Genomic DNA, 16,133 nt, shown 5'->3' on the forward strand with positions numbered 1-16,133 from the left:
TAGATAATGGCAAGCGTTAAATTTAAAGATCAACTAGATGCAGCCAATAAGCTCATCGAGATCTTGCCAAAAAAAGAGCTAAATGACGCTAAGACGATAGTTCTTTGCATGTCGCTTGAGTCAGTTATCCTGACTGATGTGGTTTGCAGAGGGCTAAATTTAAGCTATGAGATGCTCTTTAGCGAGCCAATCCCTGCGCCAAACAACAGTGAATGTGACGTAGCGATAGTTAGCGAAACTGAGGATATCGTACTAAACGACCCTCTCATAAAAGCTTTTAACATAAGCTATGACTACATCTACGGCGAGGCGCATAGAAAATATGAAGAGAAAATTTTAAAAAATGTATATAAATACAGAAAAGGAAATTTGATAGGAGAGCTAAAGGGCAAGAATATTTTACTTATCGATGAGGGGTGTGAGACTGGCATGACGGCACTCATCTGCATAAAGACGCTGCTTGATGTGAAGGTAAAATCCATCTCATACGCAACGCCGATGATAGCAACTGATGTCTTTACAAATTTAAATGATATGGTCGATGAAATTTACACGATAAATAAGATCGCTGATTTTATCGATGTGGATTCGTATTATGAGAAAAAGATCGAGGCTACTAGCGAGCGCATCATGTCGATATTAGAAGAGAGCCCTCACTATTTACCGTTACAAAAACAACAAGGAGATAAAAATAATGCAATATAGTATAGAAGTCAATAATCAGGTCGAAATTTTTGACCTTAATAAAGTAGCTAAACAAGCTAGCGGGGCAGTGCTTTTAAGGGTGAAAAACACCGTAGTTTTAGCAACTGTGGCAAGAGAAGATGTGCAAGTTGAAGAGGACTTTTTGCCTCTAACGGTGCAATACATCGAAAAAGCTTACGCTGCTGGTAAAATCCCAGGCGGTTACGTCAAGCGTGAGACCAAGCCAGGCGACTTTGAGACGCTAACAGCTCGCATCATAGATAGATCACTTCGCCCACTTTTCCCAAAAGGCTACGCATACCCAACGCAGATCGTTGTCATGGTGCTTTCGGCTGATCCTGAGGTTGATTTGCAAGTTGTGAGCCTAAATGCAGCCTCAGTTGCACTGTATCTTAGCGATATCCCAGTAAATCGCCCAGTTTGTGGCGTAAGAGTTGGATATATAGATGATAAATTTGTTATAAACCCAAGCAACTCTGAGCTAAAACAAAGTGCGATTGATCTTTATGTAGCTGGCACAAAAGATGAGCTTTTGATGATAGAGATGAGAAGCTTGCCTCAACAAACTACGCAGCTTATCCCGATGGTAGCGATCGAGCCGATGATAGATCCAAGCCTAAGCGATAGTATGGCGCAAAAGCAAGTGATGAATGAATTTAGCGAAGATAAGATGGTTGAGGCGATCGACTTTGCTGGTAAAGCGATACTAAGAGCTAGCAGCGCTTATGAAGAGGCATTTAAAGAGCATAAAAAAGAGGACGCAGCACTTGAGCTAAAACCTGAGATAGAAAATGAAAATATCGCTATTTACATCGATAAATTTTATAAAGCAGAGGTTAAAAACGCGATCAACCAAATGGCAAAGAGTGAGCGTGCTAGCGAGCTTGGCAAGATCGCTAAGCAAATTTCAAGCGATGAAGTGGCTCAAAAAGAGGGCTGGGACGAGGCCGTCATCTCAAATGTCCTTGGTAAATATAAAAAGAAAATAGTAAGAGAGCAGATCATAAACGAGGGCGTTAGAGCCGACGGACGTGGGCTTGAAGAGGTTAGACCTATTAGCATCGAGACAAATGTCCTTCCAAACGCTCACGGCTCATGCCTCTTTACAAGAGGTCAAACTCAGGCGCTAGTTGTCGCCACTCTTGGCACAGATAGCGATGCTCAGATGTATGACATCCTAACTGAAAAAGCTCCTTTGGTTGAGAAATTTATGTTTAACTACAACTTCCCAGGCTTTAGCGTCGGCGAAGCAAGCCCACTTAAAGCTCCAGGCAGGCGTGAGCTTGGACATGGAAATTTAGCCAAACGTGCCCTTGCACCAAGCATCGATCTAGCTTCTCCATATACGATAAGGGTCGTTTCAGAAATTTTAGAGAGCAACGGTTCAAGCTCTATGGCTAGTGTTTGCGGTGGTTCGCTCGCACTTAGAGCTGCTGGGGTCAATACCCAAAAACTAGTTGCAGGTGTTGCGATGGGTCTTATATTTGAAGGCGATAAGCACGCAGTTTTAACTGATATCATGGGACTTGAAGACCACGATGGCGATATGGACTTTAAAGTTGCTGGCACAAGTGATGGCATCACAGCGCTTCAGATGGACATCAAACTTGGAGGCATCAGCTTAGAAGTGCTAAAAGAGGCGCTTTATCAAGCAAAACGCGGCAGAGAGCATATCCTTGCTCTAATGACACAGGCTGATAAAAATATAGAGATAAACGAAGATGTGCTTCCAAAACTTGAGCTATTTAGCGTTGATCCAAGCAAGATAGTAGATATCATCGGTCAAGCTGGCAAGACGATAAAAGAGATCATCGAGAAATTTGAAGTTTCAATCGACCTTGATAGAGAAAAAGGCGAAGTTAAAATCGCAGGTGGCGCTAAGAAAAACGTCGATGCGGCAAAAGACTACATCATCTCGATCACTTCAAAAGAGAACTCTCGCTCATTTGGCAAAAAGCCATTTAAACACGACAAAGACCGCGCAAAACCGACATTTAATATCGGAGATGAGTTTGTTGGAAGCGTAAAAAGCGTGGTTGATTTTGGAGTATTTATCGAGCTAAAAGACGGTGTTGATGGCCTGCTTCATATCTCAAAGATAAAGAGCCCATTAAACGTAGGCGATCAGGTAAAAGTGTGTGTGAGCGAGCAAAAAGGGAATAAAATTTCGCTCTCTTTGGTTGAATAAATTTTTAAAGGATAGATGATGAAATACAAAAAGTTGCTTTTTCCAATAGGAGCAGGGGACGATATCGAGCCAAGAATTTATGGTGCTTTAAAGGTTGCACAATGGTTTAAAGCTCACATGGAGATCCTCACTTGCCAACTAGATCCAAGCGTGGTTTATAATATGAAAATGACGCTTCGTGGTGGAGTGCTTTTTGAGGAATTTTTAAAATCAGCCAAGTCAGAGCTTGCGGTTGAGCACGAAGAGAACGAAAAGCTTTTTAATAAAATTTGCGCAGAGCTAGGCATAAAGGTGAGCGACGAGGTTATCGAAGATGTCTGCACTGCAAATTTCACGATCCATAATGGAAAAAGAAGCGCCATAGTTGAGCAAGAGAGTAAATTTTGCGATCTAGTCGTAGCTGCAGTGCCACTTGACGGCAAGATCACTGGCACATTTGAGTCAGCTGTTTTAAAAAGCGGCAAAAATGCGATCGTTATCCCTAGAAAGATGCGTGATTTTAAAGCTGATAACATCCTTGTAAGCTGGACAGGAACAACTCAAAGCTCAAGAGCCCTAACTGGCGCGATCGATCTTTTAAAGAGCGCTAAAAAAGTTCAGTGCATCACTTCAAAAGCAAGCCTTGGCGATAATGCCGAGCTAAATCTTAAAAAACTTGAAGAGTATTTTAAGATTCATAATATCAGCGCTAGTTTTGAAGTTATAGCAACTACAACGATACCTGGCGAGGCACTTTTAAAAGCTGCAAATGATAGAAACGCAGACCTTATCGTAGCTAGCAGATATGGCGAAAACGGACTAATGGAGATGGTCCTTGGCGGAACGTCAAGATTTTTCTTAGAACATACAAATATCCCAGTTTATCTATAATGGATTGCGGCTTAGCCCGCGATCTAATATTGATTTTTAAATTTCTATTTTATCTCATACCTTTTTGAAACTACGTGGTAGTAAAAGGCTCCAATGAAAAAGAGGCTTCCCATGAAGGCTGCGATCATCTCTACGCTTAGTCCAAGCTCGTATAAAAAGCCGATCGCAAATGAGATAAGCGCGCTAAATCCAAGAAAAACCATATCATTATACGCGATCACTCTGCCGTAAAACTCTTTTTGGCAGTTTTGCTGAAGCAGCGTGTAGGTGTAGCTCCAAAGGCTTGATGTGCAAAATCCAGCAAAGATGATGCCAATTAGCGAGAGATAAAAATTTTGCAAAGAGAGCGCCCAGATGATGATGCCAACTCCTTGACCGATGTAGATGTAGATGAGCGTTTTTTTATTCATAAATTTACTAAGCAAGGCTGGCGCAAACATTAGTGAGAGTGATCTTGAGGCATTTAGCAAGCCAATAACTAGCGAGGTTGAGAGTAAATTTGTGTATTTATAGTCGGCTAGAAGTGCGATCAATGCGTCATAAGCTGTGATGCCAACAAAGGCGTGCAAAAATATAAGATGCACGATGAGCCTATTTTCTTTTAGATATTTAAGCCCATTTTTTAGCATTTTTAGAGGTTTTTCTATAAATTCTGGCTTTAGCTCGTCTAGCTTTAAAAGATATAAAAAGCCAAAACTGCAAAGATAAAGAGCTCCGTCAAGCAAAAAGGCGCTTTTGATGCCAAAAAAATGTATATAAACGCCTGCAAGCCCCATGCCAGCGGTGTATGATACCGCCCAGATGATCGAGTGGATCTCGTTTGCAAGCTTTAGGCTCTCTTTGCTTAAAATTTTTGGCAGCACGCTCATTTCTACTTGAAAATACATCCCGCCAACGCCGTTTCTAACAAAAATGATAAGCAAAAGTAGCCATAAAAAATCAAGTGAGTTTATAAAAAGCAGCATAAAAACACTCACTGTCTCAACCGCCATCATGATCACAAGCATCGGTTTTGGGCTAAATTTATCCACTAAAATGCCACTAAATGGAGCGATGACAACACCTGGGATAAATGCCATCGCCGCACTTAGTGTGAGCGCCCAAACAGGAGCGTCAAGCGAGATAAGTAGCGTAAAGATGCCTGTGTGCGAGAACCACACACCAAAGTAGCACATGAGCTGGATGGTGCTTAAAAGGCGGAAATTTCTCTCATCCCTTAAAAGCTTAAGATACTCTTTCAAGCTACTGGTTCCACATCAGAGTTATCTGCTCTATTTGCGCCTCGTCTGGTATTTGGTTTAAGTTTGTTATCTCTTGTGCGAGCGGATTTTTAAGCTTTATGAGCATGTCGTGGCTGTCTATTTTTAGATAGATATTGTTTGCGTCGCTTTGAAATTTAGAGATAACAAGTGCGTTTTTTATATCTTTGAAATTTGACTTTAGGCTGATGTTTTCTGGAGTTTTAAACTCATTTGAGTAAATTTCGATGCTCGTAATGATGCCATTTAGCAAGGTGTATTCAAAAATTCTCTCGTTTTTACTTGTGACGATGTAGCTATTTTCTTTTTTAGTATTGTCTCTTTTTATGTTTTTTGCGCCGTAAAATTTCATCACATCAGCATTTGCTGACTCATTTGTAAGTTTCGCAAAAAAGCCCTTGCCAAAGAGGCTAGATCTGCCTTTTTCTCTTTTGTAGTGTCCGCTTATGTGAGCGTTTTTGCAAATTTTATCGTTTGCAATTACGAAGATGTTGTTAGCGGTTTTATGCACGCTTAAAGCCACGCCTTTTTCGTCCAAAAGGTAAAAAATGCCCTTGTCGTAAAGCAGCTCTGAGTTAAATTTACAAAGTGGCGAGCCATCTTTTAGCGATGAGTAAAAGCTTATCTTTGCGCCGTTTTTGCTAGGCACAAGCACAAGCTCTAAAAAGCCATTTTTGTCTTTAAATTTAGAAAATCTAGCAAAAAAACTATCTTTATAAGCCTTATTTACTGGCTCGTAGTTATAAATTTGAGCTAGCACGCCAACTCGCTTATTTTTCTTATCATCAAGCTGAAGAAGTGAGTTTTTGTTTGGCACAAAGTAGCTAAGTGCGCCACTTTCATCTTTTAGCACGATAGCGCTCTCATCGACATCGAAAGTGCCGCCTTTTTCTACCAAGGTAGCAGCTTTATCCATCGTAAGCATAGTTTTTGTGTAGGTTTTGTCTTTATTTAGAGTTAAGATAGTCTTCACGCCCTCGCAGTTTGAGCATGGCAAGGTCGTGTAGTAGCTCGTGTAGATAGAGTTTGAAAGTATTAGTTTTTCTGGTTTTTTGGGTTTTTCGTCTCTAAGAAGTGGTTTTTCTTCTTTTGATTTTTGTGTTTGCTCTTGGTTTTGTGGCTTTAAATTTTCATTTTTAGCGCAGCCAATGATGAAAAATGAGATAAGTATGGCAAAAAGATATTTCATTTGCAACTCCTTAAAAATTGCAAAATTATATCATTTTGCCTTTAAAATTTATTTTACGCGTTTGAAGATGTATTTGTCTTTTAGCTCGCCAGTGACCTCTTTTTGATCCATGTCAAGCATCTTTAGGCTCTCTCCTTCGATCTTATAAAAGCTCTTCTCTTTATACTCATCAACGGTTGTGATAACGCCGTTTTTGACTGAGTATTTGCCCTTGCTAACGGCTTTGTAGTTGTCTTTTGACTTGTAGTTCATCACACTTTCAAATGTGCCGTCTTTTTTAAGTGTAAGGGTTGAGTCTATGCCCATGCAGCTAGCGCAAGGTAAAAATGCCTTGTAAGTGCCCTCGATGCTGCTTACTGGAGCCATGCAGCTACCTTTTACTTCACATTTGCCTTGTGGGACGCTTGCGCTTTGGTTTGACGTAGCGCAACCTGCTAAAAGTAGAGCTGCACTTAGTGCAAAGATAAAATTTTTCATGCTGATCCTTTTTGAAAATAAAATTTAAAATGTATTATAATACTTAAGAAAATAACAAATTATAAATTAAAGGAGAGAAGATGCAAGTTGAGACATTTGGCGTTTTAGTCGTTGTTTTGGTTATTTTTGCATTTTTGTTTTTAAAAGCTGGCATTAAGATCGTTTCGCAAGCAGATAATTTGCTGATCGAGCGACTTGGTAAATTTCACAAGGTGCTTGACGGGGGATTTCATATCATCATCCCATTTGTCGATCAGATAAGAGCGATCATAACTATAAAAGAGCAGCTTGTTGATATCACAAAACAGCAAGTCATCACAAAAGATAATGTTAATATTAGCGTCGATGGCATCGTCTTTTTAAAGGTATTTGATGCAAAAATGGCGGTTTATAATGTTGATAACTACAAGCGCGCCATTGCAAATTTAGCCATGACAACGCTTCGTGGCGAGATAGGCGCTATGAACCTTGATGATACGCTAAGCTCACGTGACCGCCTAAATGCCGCACTTCAAGTAGCTCTTGGCGACGCAGCTGGCAACTGGGGCGTAAAGATCATGCGTGTGGAAATTTCTGAAATTTCTGTCCCACTTGGTATCGAAGAGGCGATGAATATGCAGATGAAGGCTGAGCGTGAAAAGCGCGCGATCGAGCTAAAAGCCTTGGCTGAAAAAGAGGCTTTAATACGCAACGCAGAGGCGCTAAAACAAGAAAAAGTACTTCAAGCAGAGGCGATAGAACGTATGGCTGATGCGAAAAAATACGAGCAAATAGCCATCGCAACGGCTCAAAAAGAGGCTATGGATATGATAAATGATAGTATGAGCAAAAACGCAAATGCGGCTGAATTTCTGCTCGCTCGTGACAGGGTCGGGGCATTTAGCGAGCTAGCTAAAAATAGCTCAAAAGATAAAATTTTAGTCCCTTATGAGGCGGCTGAGCTCATCGGCTCGCTTAGCGTTTTAAAGAATTTCTTAGCTAAGGATAAGGCGTGATAAGTCCTTTTATAATGATAGCCATAGGCGCAGTTTTATGCGCGGCTGAGCTTATGCTATTTTCATTTTATTTGCTCTTTTTTGGCGTCGCTTTTATCATCATTGGGGTGGTAAATTTTGGCTTTAGTTTTGAGTGGAGCTTTCAAATTTTAGCTGTCCTAGTGCTTGCCTTTATCTTGCTTGCGCTCTTAAAAGCGCCGTTAAAGAGTAAATTTATGGCTAAAAAAGAGAGCTTTAATGAGGAATTTTTAGATGAAGCTGGCGTTGGCGAGATCAGAGAAAATATGGTCTATTTTAAAGGCACTCTTTGGAAGTATGACGGAGCGCTAAAAAATGGCGAAAAAGTGCAGGTTTTAGGCACTAAAGGCGACAAGGTTATATTAAAATAAAGTGCCATTTGGCACTTTATTTATTTTGCGTGGGCTGGGCAGCCTGCTGGCATTTGCCCATGCATCGCCCCTTGCATGCCATGATGTGGGCAGCTTGGCATATTTTCTTGCATCATTTTTTGATGATGAGCACATCCGCAACTTGCACCTTGAGGCCCAGCTGGCTTTGGCTCGTTTTTAGCACAACCAACTAAAAATAATCCGCAGATAACGGCAAATATTACCTTTTTCATAACTCTCTCCTTTAAAGAATTTCTCACATTTTAGCCTTTAAAAATTAATTTTTCATAACGCCTGATTTATCATATTTAAAAGCATTTTTGGCTAAACTCTCGCCAAAAAATAAGCAAAATAAAAGGTTAAATTTGAAAAGACTTAGTGTAAATGAAGCCATCGATCTTATAGAAAATGCACCGCTTTACGAGCTTGGCAAGATGGCGTTAGCTAGAAAAAAAGAGCTTCATCCAGAGGGCATTACGACCTTCATCGTAGATCGCAACATCAACTATACAAATGTCTGCTGGGTGGATTGTAAATTTTGCGCATTTTACCGCCACGCAAAAGAGGAAGACGCTTATGTGCTAAGTTTTGAGGAGATCGGCAAGAAGATCGAGGAGCTAATCGCCATCGGCGGCACGCAAATTTTATTTCAAGGCGGCGTTCATCCAAAGCTAAAGATCGAGTGGTACGAGGAGCTTGTAAGCTACATCAGCAAGCACTATCCAAGCATCACGATACATGGCTTTTCTGCCGTTGAGATCGACTACATAGCAAGAGTTTCAAAAATTTCTACAAAAGAGGTCTTAAGACGCCTAAACGAAAAGGGCTTATACTCGATGCCAGGGGCTGGAGCGGAGATTTTAAGCGACAGAGTGCGTGACATCATTGCGCCTAAAAAGTGCGACACCGCAGACTGGCTTCGCATACACAAAGAGGCGCACGAGCTTGGCATGAAGACGACTGCTACTATGATGTTTGGCACGGTTGAGAGCACCCGCGAGATCGTGGAGCACTGGGAGCACATCAGAAATTTACAAGATGAGACGGCTGGATTTAGGGCATTTATACTTTGGAGCTTTCAAGGGCTAAACACAAAGCTCATGCAAGAGTTTCCAGAGATCAAAAAGCAAAGCTCAAACTTCTACCTAAGACTACTTGCGGTCTCAAGGCTCTTTTTGGATAACTTTAAAAATATCCAAAGCAGCTGGGTCACGCAGGGCAGCTACGTAGGCCAGCTAGCGCTTCTTTTTGGTGCAAACGACCTTGGTAGCACGATGATGGAAGAAAACGTCGTAAAGGCCGCAGGGGCTAGCTTTAGGATGAATCAAGACCAGATGATCGAGCTTATAAAAGATGTTGGAGAAATTCCAGCTAAGCGCAACACAAACTACGATATTTTGGAGAAATTTTAGATGGAAATTTTAGATATCAATGTAAAAAATATAAAAATTCCAGTCGTTTTTGAATGCTCAAAAGCGATGCCAGTAGTGAGCCTAAAGCTAGTTTTCAAAGCAGCTGGTAGCTCGCAAAATGGCAAGCTTGCAGGCCTTGCAAGGCTAAGTGCAAATTTACTAAACGAGGGCGATATGAAGCTAGGCTCGGCTAAATTTGCCAAAGAGCTTGAAGTGCGGGCGATTAGCCTAAATGCAAGTTGTGGCTTTGAGACATTTTGCATAGACCTAAACTGCCTAAAAGAACACTTTGCCTTTGCGTGCGGCAAGCTAAAAGAGCTCATGAGTGCTCCAAATTTAACAGAAGAAATTCTAAATAGGTGCAAAACCGTCACTCTTGGCGAGATCGCAGCAAATGAAAACGACTTTGACTATGTGGCAAGGCAGGGACTTTTTGAGATTTTATACCCAAAAAGCGTGCTTGCACAGCCTAGTATCGGCACGAAAAAGAGCGTAAAAGCGATCACGCTTGAAGATGTGAGAAAATTTTTAAACGAGCATTTAGACCTTTCAAATTTGCTCTGCGTGCTTGGTGGCGACATCGACGAGAAGCAGACAAAAGAGCTTGCAAGCGTTTTAGAAATCCTAAAACCTGGCAAGGTGCGAAAGCTAGAGCGCTTTAGCCCAAGCAACAAGTGCGAAAGTAGCGAGATCATCAGACAAAGTGAGCAAGCCTACATCTACTTTGGTGCGCCATTTGATGTAAAGCCAGAGGAGAAATACAAGGCCGCAGTGGCGACATTTATCCTGGGCGAGGGTGGCTTTGGCTCGAGGCTCATGGAGGAGATCCGCGTGAAAAGAGGGCTTGCATACAGCGCCTACGCTAGAAATTTGCTAAATCTCTCTTACAGCCAGCTTTACGGCTACATGCAGACAAAAAATGAAAAAAAAGACGAGGCGATCGCCGTTATAAAAGAGGAAATTTTAAAATTTAGCAAAAAAGGCGTTAGCAAAGCCGAGCTTGAGCAGGCGAAGAAATTTTTACTTGGCTCGTTGCCGCTTAGACTTGAGACGCTATTTAAGCGACTTGACATCGCGCAGGGCGAGTTTTACGAACATGGCGAGCTTGGGGCATTTTTAAAGGACTTGGATAAAATTTTAGCCCTTTCGCTAAGCGAGCTAAATAGCTTCATAAAAGCCCACGCAGAGATAAACGAGCTAAGTTTTTGCGTTTTAAAAAATGAAATTTGAAGCAAGCGACAGAGCAAAACTTCTAAAAATAGGCGTGCTTAGCCTACTCGACCTTGCTCTTGTGCTGCCAAAGGGCTTTGAGGATACGACGATCGCTAAGAGCCCAAGAGAAGGGCAGGTCTGCATAAATGTAAAGATTACCTCGCTCGCTTCGCGCCCTGGTATGCTAACAGCACTTGCTTTTTGCGAGCAGTGGCAAAGTAGCGTAAAGATCGTCATTTTTAACGCGAAGTCTTGGCACTACGGCGCTTTTAAGGTTGGCAAAGAGATGGCGATATATGGGCTTTGCTCCTACGCATTTGGCTCGTGGCAGATAGTAAATCCAAAAATCACCACAAAAATAGGCCAGATCGTGCCTAAATTTAAGACCGAGCTAAAAGATGAAGAGCTAAAAAAACTCATCTTAAAATATCTAAATTTACAAAATTTACTAGCCGAGGGCTTAAATGAAAAAGAGGCTAAATTTCTAGCTGATCTGCAAAGGCTAGATGAGCAAAGCGTGCAAATTTTATACCGCCTAAAAAATGGTGGCGAGGGCGTGGAAATCTTAAAATTTGTAGAAATTTTTAACTACATAAAAAAGCTAAGTGCCAAAAAAACCTACTTTAAAAGCCCAAAAATCAAGCTTTTTGACATAAGCTCTTGGCTTAAGAGCCTGCCATTTACGCCGACAAATGATCAGCTAAATGCGATAAATGACATCAGAGACGACCTTAGTGCCGTGCAGGCAAAAAGGCGCGTCATAATGGGCGACGTGGGAAGTGGCAAGACGCTAGTTATCCTAGCGGCTGCTCTTAGCGTCTATCCGCAAAGTGCCATTTTGATGGCGCCAACAAGCATTTTAAGCGAGCAAATTTATAACGAAGCAAAGAGGCTACTGCCGCCTTTTATGAATGTGATGCTCGTGCGAAGCGGGGAGAAAAAGATAGACTTTAGTGGGGCAAATTTGATCGTTGGTACGCATGCGCTGCTCTTTCACGAGCTACCAAATTCGCCCCTTGTCATGGTCGATGAGCAGCACCGCTTTGGCTCAAATCAGCGCAAAAAGATAGAAGAGCTTGCCTCAAGCGAGGACGAGCGAGCAAATTTCGTGCAGTTTTCAGCTACGCCCATACCAAGGACTCTAAGTTTGATCCAGTCTGAGATCGTAAATTTTAGCTTTTTAAAGCAGATGCCGTTTAAGAAAAATATAATGAGCCAAATTTTAGGTGCTAGCGAGTTTGGCTATCTGCTCGCTCACATCAAAAAGCAGCTTGCGGGCGGCTTTCAAGTAGCCATCATCTATCCGCTAGTTGAGAGCAGCGAGAGCTCAAACTACCAAAGTTTAAGCGAGGCGCAGGGCTTTTGGCTAAAGAATTTCAAAAATGTCTTCGTCACGCACGGCAAGGATAAGGAAAAAGAGGAAATTTTAAGGCGATTTAGAGAAGAGGGCGAAATTTTGCTCTCGACGACGGTTGTTGAGGTCGGTATCTCGCTACCAAGGCTAAATACGATAGTGATCGTGGGTGCTGAGAGGCTGGGACTTGCCACGCTTCATCAGCTGCGCGGTAGAGTGGGGCGAAACGGCGGCGATGGATACTGCTTTTTATTTACCAAGCTAAAAGAGGCACCAGCTAGACTAAAAGAATTTTGCGCGACAAATGACGGCTTTAAGGTGGCCGAGCTTGATCTTAAAAACCGCCAAAGCGGCGATATATTAAATGGCTTTTTCCAGCACGGAGCGACCTTTAACTTCTATGACTACGAGGACGATATCACGCAGGCTGCAAAGGCGAGAGTGGCTGAGCTTAAAAATAAAGCTCAAATTTGATCTTGTGGGTTGTATTAAATTTATGGTAGATGATTGCTTTTGGCTAGGAGGATATAAATTTGCGTCAAATTTATGGCAAGGTTGTTAGTTTAATGCGGTTAAATTTTAATTCCTTGCCAAGACCGATCTTGCTTTTTGTCTTTTTCAATATTGCTATTAATAAAAAGGTTGCTAACAAATCGGTTTAGAGCTACCATATCTAAATTTACTTTGCCTAGCAAAATTTAACCTTTCGCAGGCTCTTTTTAAAATTTATATGAAATTTGATATGGCGGGATAAATTTAATCTTTTTTATCGCTCACTCCCAAACTCCTATATCATCACCAACTATATCGCTGTTGCCCTCTTTTTGACTAATCCAAACCCACTCTTTGACATTTTTAGTTATCCACTCGTTTTTAATGGCGTGTTTATAAACAAACAGACCTAAATTTGCCAAATCATTTTCATTACCCTTTGCGTGAAAAGTATTTTTGTCAATCTTGATCAAGTCGCACTGCTTGGCAAGTTGGTCTAAATATTCATAGATCACATCTAGCTTATACTTTTTCTCTCTTAAAACCTTTTCTTCATCGATCACGATTTTTGTGCCTAGTAGTGGGTAAGCCATTGTTTTTCCTTTAAATTTATTTTGCATTTTAGCATTCATGGTTAGTAAATTTAAGTAGAAATTTTTAGATAAAAGGACTATCTGCTCTTAAAAATTTAAGAGCAGATAAATTTAGAGTGGATAAGTGAGGCAGCAGTTTCTTTTTACTTCGTCGATGTAGCTTACGTTTAAATTTAGTCCATAAAGCTGGCTTAAATTCTCACTTCTGATGATCTCATCAACCGTGCCAAATCCAACCTCGCCATCACCCTTTACAAGAGCGACATATCCGCCAAGAAGCACGGCAAAGTCGGGGTTGTGAGTGGTTAGCACGACCGAGTAGCCAAGCTCTTTTAGCCACTTAACTGTGCGTAGGAATTTATACTGGTTGCCAAAATCAAGCGCGCTCGTTGGCTCGTCAAATATGATCATCTTTGGCTGTGCAGCCATCGCACGAGCAATCATACACATCTGCTTTTGACCGCCACTCATCTGCGTGATGAAGCGATCTTCAAGATACTCGATCTCAAGCTTTTTGATGTAAATTCTAGCGATCTCCTCATCCTCTTTGCTAGGTCTTGCAAAGATACCAAGGTGCGCCGCACGACCCATCGTGATAAACTCAAGCCCAGTGTAGTCATACTCTGTAACCTCGCTTTGAGCGACATACGCCATGATCTTAGCGCGCTCTTTATTGCTTAGGCTATCTACGTTTTTGCCATCAAGGAAAATTTCTCCAGAAACTGGCTTTAGTGAGCCGCTTATTAAGCCTAAAGTAGTTGATTTGCCAGCTCCGTTTCGACCAAGTATGGTTAAAATTTCCCCAGCGCCTATCTTTAAATTTACATTTTCTAGTTTGCCAGCCCCATTTGGGTAGCTAAAGTTTAAATTTCTAACTTCAAGCATCACGCAACCTTTTTATTTCGCCATAAAACCCAGACGAAAAATACCGTGCCGATAAAGCCAGTAAGTACGCCAAGAGGCACTTCGCTCACGCTTATGCTGCGCGCTAAAGTATCTACAAAAAGCAAAAATATCGCACCCATAAATATGCTTGCAGGCATGCTTTTTATGTTATTTGCGCCAACTAGCATACGCGCTAAGTGTGGCATGAGAAGTCCTACCCAAGCGACTATGCCGCTTATGCAGACGCTGCACGCTGTAAGAAGCGTAGCGCAGATGATGATGACAGCGCGCTCAAAAGCTACATTTACGCCTAGTCTTGCCGCACTCTCGTCGCCAAGAGAGAGCAAATTTATACGCCAGCTCATGGCTATTAGCAAAATGGCGCAGATGATCATCACTGGGGCGACGTATATTAAGTTATCGCTATCAAGCTTTGCAAGGCTACCAAGCTGCCAATAAACGATGTCAGGTAGCTTTGTCTCAGGGTCTGCGACATATTTTAAAAAGCCGATTATTGAGCCCATGAGGCCACTTACGATGATACCAGAAAGAACCAGCATAAGCGTGCTCGCGCGCCCCATCATCTTAGGTATGGTTAGAGTGATAGCAACGGCTGCTAGGCCAAAGCCAAAGGCAAAAGCCTGCACCCAAAATAGTGATAGATCAAAGATAATGGCAGTTGCTGCTCCCACGCAAGCACCAGCCGAGACGCCTAGAAGATCAGGGCTAACTAGCTGGTTTTTAAAGACGCCTTGATAGGCTGCACCACTCACGCTAAGAGCAGCACCGACTAAGATAGCGGCTATAATGCGCGGTATGCGTAAATTTTCTATCACATTTGTGATGTTACTAGCTGCCCCTTCGCCATAGCCAAAGCCGTGAGCTAGCACGCTAAAGACGTCGTTAAATGGTATGTAAAATCTACCAACGCCAAGTGCGACAAAGGCGCAAACAAGCGTTAGTAGAGCTAAAAAGATAACAACTATTGAAAAATTTGCGTTTTTCATATCTTACTTACTGCTACCATCTGGATTTAGGCCTTTTAAGATATAGCCATACTCTTTGTCACTAAGATCGTGATTTAAAAACTCTTTATAAAACTCTTTTGTTTTTACTTTCATATCGACATCTTTAAATAGATCTGGTTGGATAGTTTTTGCTGCCCATAAAATTTGAAGTACGTTTTCAGCACCATATCTATCCCAGCTAAATACACCTTTTGGGTTGCCGTAAATTTTGCCGTTTTTAACAGCGTTTGAGCCAGAGAATGCAGGGTGCTCTTTTATCTTTTTGATCTGTGCGTCTGTGTCATTGCCGCCAACGATGATGATATCAGGGTTTGCATTGATGATCTCTTCAGCGCTAACTTCGATCATTGAACCCTCAGTATTGATAGCATTTACACCGCCACCTAGCTTGATCCAAGTGTTTTGGATGGTGTTTGTACCATCAATTTTTAGCAAATTTGCGCCACCAAGAAGGTGAAGTACTTTTGGACGCTTAGCATCAGGGATGCTTTTTGTTCTTGCTGTTACAAACTCAGAGTTATCGTGGATTTTATTAGCAAGTTTTTCAGCTTTTTTTCTAGCATCATCAGTGCCTATGACTTCAGCTGTTGCATAGATGCTTTTCTCCATATCTGGATAGTCTCTAAAGATCAAATTTACCGCGCTAAAGCCATTTTTGATAAGTTCATCTTGAAAATTTTTGTTATACACTATGATAACGTCAGGTGCAAGTTTAACAAGCTCTTCGATCTGAAGGTCTTTGCCGTTTAGTGCAGCTGGTAAATTTTTAAGTTTTGGATAGATGTGCTCAAACCACTTGTTGTTTTTGATCAGATCAGTTGTGGCTACAACCTTATCCATACCGCCAAGTGCTAGGATGATCTCGTTGTTTGCATTCCATAGTGCTGCGATCTTCTCAACCTTCTCAGGCACGCTTACTTTGACACCTTTCATATCTGTGATGCTTCTAGCAGAGTCAGCTGCGCTTAGGCTAAGAGCTGTAAAAAGTGAAGCAACAAGGCCTATTTTAGCCACTTTGTGCATGAAATTTATTTGCATATTTTTTCCTTTTTTCATGTGAAATAGTTTGGTTGATATATTACTGC

16 protein-coding genes are annotated in these 16,133 nt (G+C 41.6%); 8 read left to right on the plus strand and 8 right to left on the minus strand.

From position 1 onward, the window contains the following. The first annotated feature begins 6 nt into the window (after positions 1 to 6). Genes F3G86_RS07715 through F3G86_RS07725 form a run of 3 tightly spaced genes read left to right on the plus strand, consistent with a single transcriptional unit; the run spans position 7 to position 3,763 of the window. A complete protein-coding gene (locus F3G86_RS07715) occupies positions 7 to 705 on the plus strand; it encodes a sodium:proton antiporter (protein ID WP_149723532.1) in 699 nt (232 codons plus the stop codon). Further along, entirely contained in the window at positions 695 to 2,893 is a 2,199-nt protein-coding gene (locus tag F3G86_RS07720; RefSeq protein WP_107714548.1) for a polyribonucleotide nucleotidyltransferase, read from the plus strand. The genes F3G86_RS07715 and F3G86_RS07720 overlap by 11 nt, the downstream gene beginning before the upstream one ends. 18 nt (positions 2,894 to 2,911) lie before the next feature. Beyond that, positions 2,912 to 3,763 (plus strand): universal stress protein, encoded by an 852-nt coding sequence (locus F3G86_RS07725; protein ID WP_149723533.1) that lies wholly within the window; start codon positions 2,912 to 2,914, stop codon positions 3,761 to 3,763. Between the two features lie 44 nt (positions 3,764 to 3,807). Here the strand turns inward: F3G86_RS07725 and F3G86_RS07730 are convergent, their stop codons facing one another. The 3 genes from F3G86_RS07730 to F3G86_RS07740 are packed head-to-tail and all read right to left on the minus strand — an operon-like array spanning position 3,808 to position 6,688. Further along, positions 3,808 to 5,004, minus strand: a complete 1,197-nt coding sequence (locus tag F3G86_RS07730; RefSeq protein WP_149723534.1) for an MFS transporter — start codon at positions 5,002 to 5,004, stop codon at positions 3,808 to 3,810. A 1-nt stretch (position 5,005) separates the two neighbouring features. Next, positions 5,006 to 6,211, minus strand: a complete 1,206-nt coding sequence (locus F3G86_RS07735; RefSeq protein ID WP_149723535.1) for a copper resistance protein NlpE — start codon at positions 6,209 to 6,211, stop codon at positions 5,006 to 5,008. A 48-nt stretch (positions 6,212 to 6,259) separates the two neighbouring features. Continuing rightward, on the minus strand, positions 6,260 to 6,688 hold the full coding sequence (locus F3G86_RS07740; protein WP_087582655.1) for a copper resistance protein NlpE: 429 nt from the start codon (positions 6,686 to 6,688) through the stop codon (positions 6,260 to 6,262). Between the two features lie 80 nt (positions 6,689 to 6,768). Here F3G86_RS07740 and F3G86_RS07745 point away from each other — a divergent pair, with 80 nt between their 5' ends. Then, positions 6,769 to 7,683: an SPFH domain-containing protein gene (locus F3G86_RS07745; RefSeq protein ID WP_021089647.1), complete on the plus strand. Its 915-nt coding sequence runs from the start codon at positions 6,769 to 6,771 to the stop codon at positions 7,681 to 7,683. Continuing rightward, entirely contained in the window at positions 7,680 to 8,072 is a 393-nt protein-coding gene (locus tag F3G86_RS07750; protein WP_149723536.1) for an NfeD family protein, read from the plus strand. The genes F3G86_RS07745 and F3G86_RS07750 overlap by 4 nt, the downstream gene beginning before the upstream one ends. Positions 8,073 to 8,092: 20 nt before the next feature. Here F3G86_RS07750 and F3G86_RS07755 read toward each other — a convergent pair whose 3' ends face one another. Then, a complete protein-coding gene (locus F3G86_RS07755) occupies positions 8,093 to 8,305 on the minus strand; it encodes a hypothetical protein (RefSeq protein ID WP_149711917.1) in 213 nt (70 codons plus the stop codon). Positions 8,306 to 8,437: 132 nt separating this feature from the next. Here F3G86_RS07755 and F3G86_RS07760 point away from each other — a divergent pair, with 132 nt between their 5' ends. The 3 genes from F3G86_RS07760 to recG are packed head-to-tail and all read left to right on the plus strand — an operon-like array spanning position 8,438 to position 12,524. Beyond that, positions 8,438 to 9,484, plus strand: coding sequence for a dehypoxanthine futalosine cyclase (locus F3G86_RS07760; RefSeq protein WP_149723537.1), 1,047 nt, complete (start codon positions 8,438 to 8,440; stop codon positions 9,482 to 9,484). Next, entirely contained in the window at positions 9,485 to 10,714 is a 1,230-nt protein-coding gene (locus F3G86_RS07765) for a M16 family metallopeptidase (RefSeq protein ID WP_149723538.1), read from the plus strand. Further along, complete coding sequence (gene recG, locus F3G86_RS07770) at positions 10,704 to 12,524, plus strand: ATP-dependent DNA helicase RecG (protein ID WP_149723539.1); 1,821 nt, start codon at positions 10,704 to 10,706, stop codon at positions 12,522 to 12,524. Before F3G86_RS07765 ends, recG begins: the two co-directional genes overlap by 11 nt. A gap of 299 nt (positions 12,525 to 12,823) precedes the next feature. Here recG and F3G86_RS07775 read toward each other — a convergent pair whose 3' ends face one another. The 4 genes from F3G86_RS07775 to F3G86_RS07790 all read right to left on the minus strand — a co-directional run bounded on the left by F3G86_RS07775 (position 12,824) and on the right by F3G86_RS07790 (position 16,086). After that, complete coding sequence (locus tag F3G86_RS07775) at positions 12,824 to 13,135, minus strand: hypothetical protein (RefSeq protein WP_149723540.1); 312 nt, start codon at positions 13,133 to 13,135, stop codon at positions 12,824 to 12,826. A 111-nt stretch (positions 13,136 to 13,246) separates the two neighbouring features. Further along, a complete protein-coding gene (locus F3G86_RS07780) occupies positions 13,247 to 14,020 on the minus strand; it encodes an ABC transporter ATP-binding protein (RefSeq protein WP_103572933.1) in 774 nt (257 codons plus the stop codon). After that, positions 14,020 to 15,027 carry a FecCD family ABC transporter permease gene (locus F3G86_RS07785; protein ID WP_149723541.1) on the minus strand — a complete coding sequence of 336 codons (1,008 nt, stop codon included), beginning with the start codon at positions 15,025 to 15,027 and terminating at the stop codon, positions 14,020 to 14,022. Before F3G86_RS07785 ends, F3G86_RS07780 begins: the two co-directional genes overlap by 1 nt. A gap of 3 nt (positions 15,028 to 15,030) precedes the next feature. After that, on the minus strand, positions 15,031 to 16,086 hold the full coding sequence (locus F3G86_RS07790; RefSeq protein ID WP_149723542.1) for an ABC transporter substrate-binding protein: 1,056 nt from the start codon (positions 16,084 to 16,086) through the stop codon (positions 15,031 to 15,033). Positions 16,087 to 16,133: the final 47 nt, after the last annotated feature.

This window comes from Campylobacter concisus, assembly GCF_902460595.1.
Classification (GTDB): Bacteria; Campylobacterota; Campylobacteria; order Campylobacterales; family Campylobacteraceae; genus Campylobacter_A; species Campylobacter_A concisus_BL.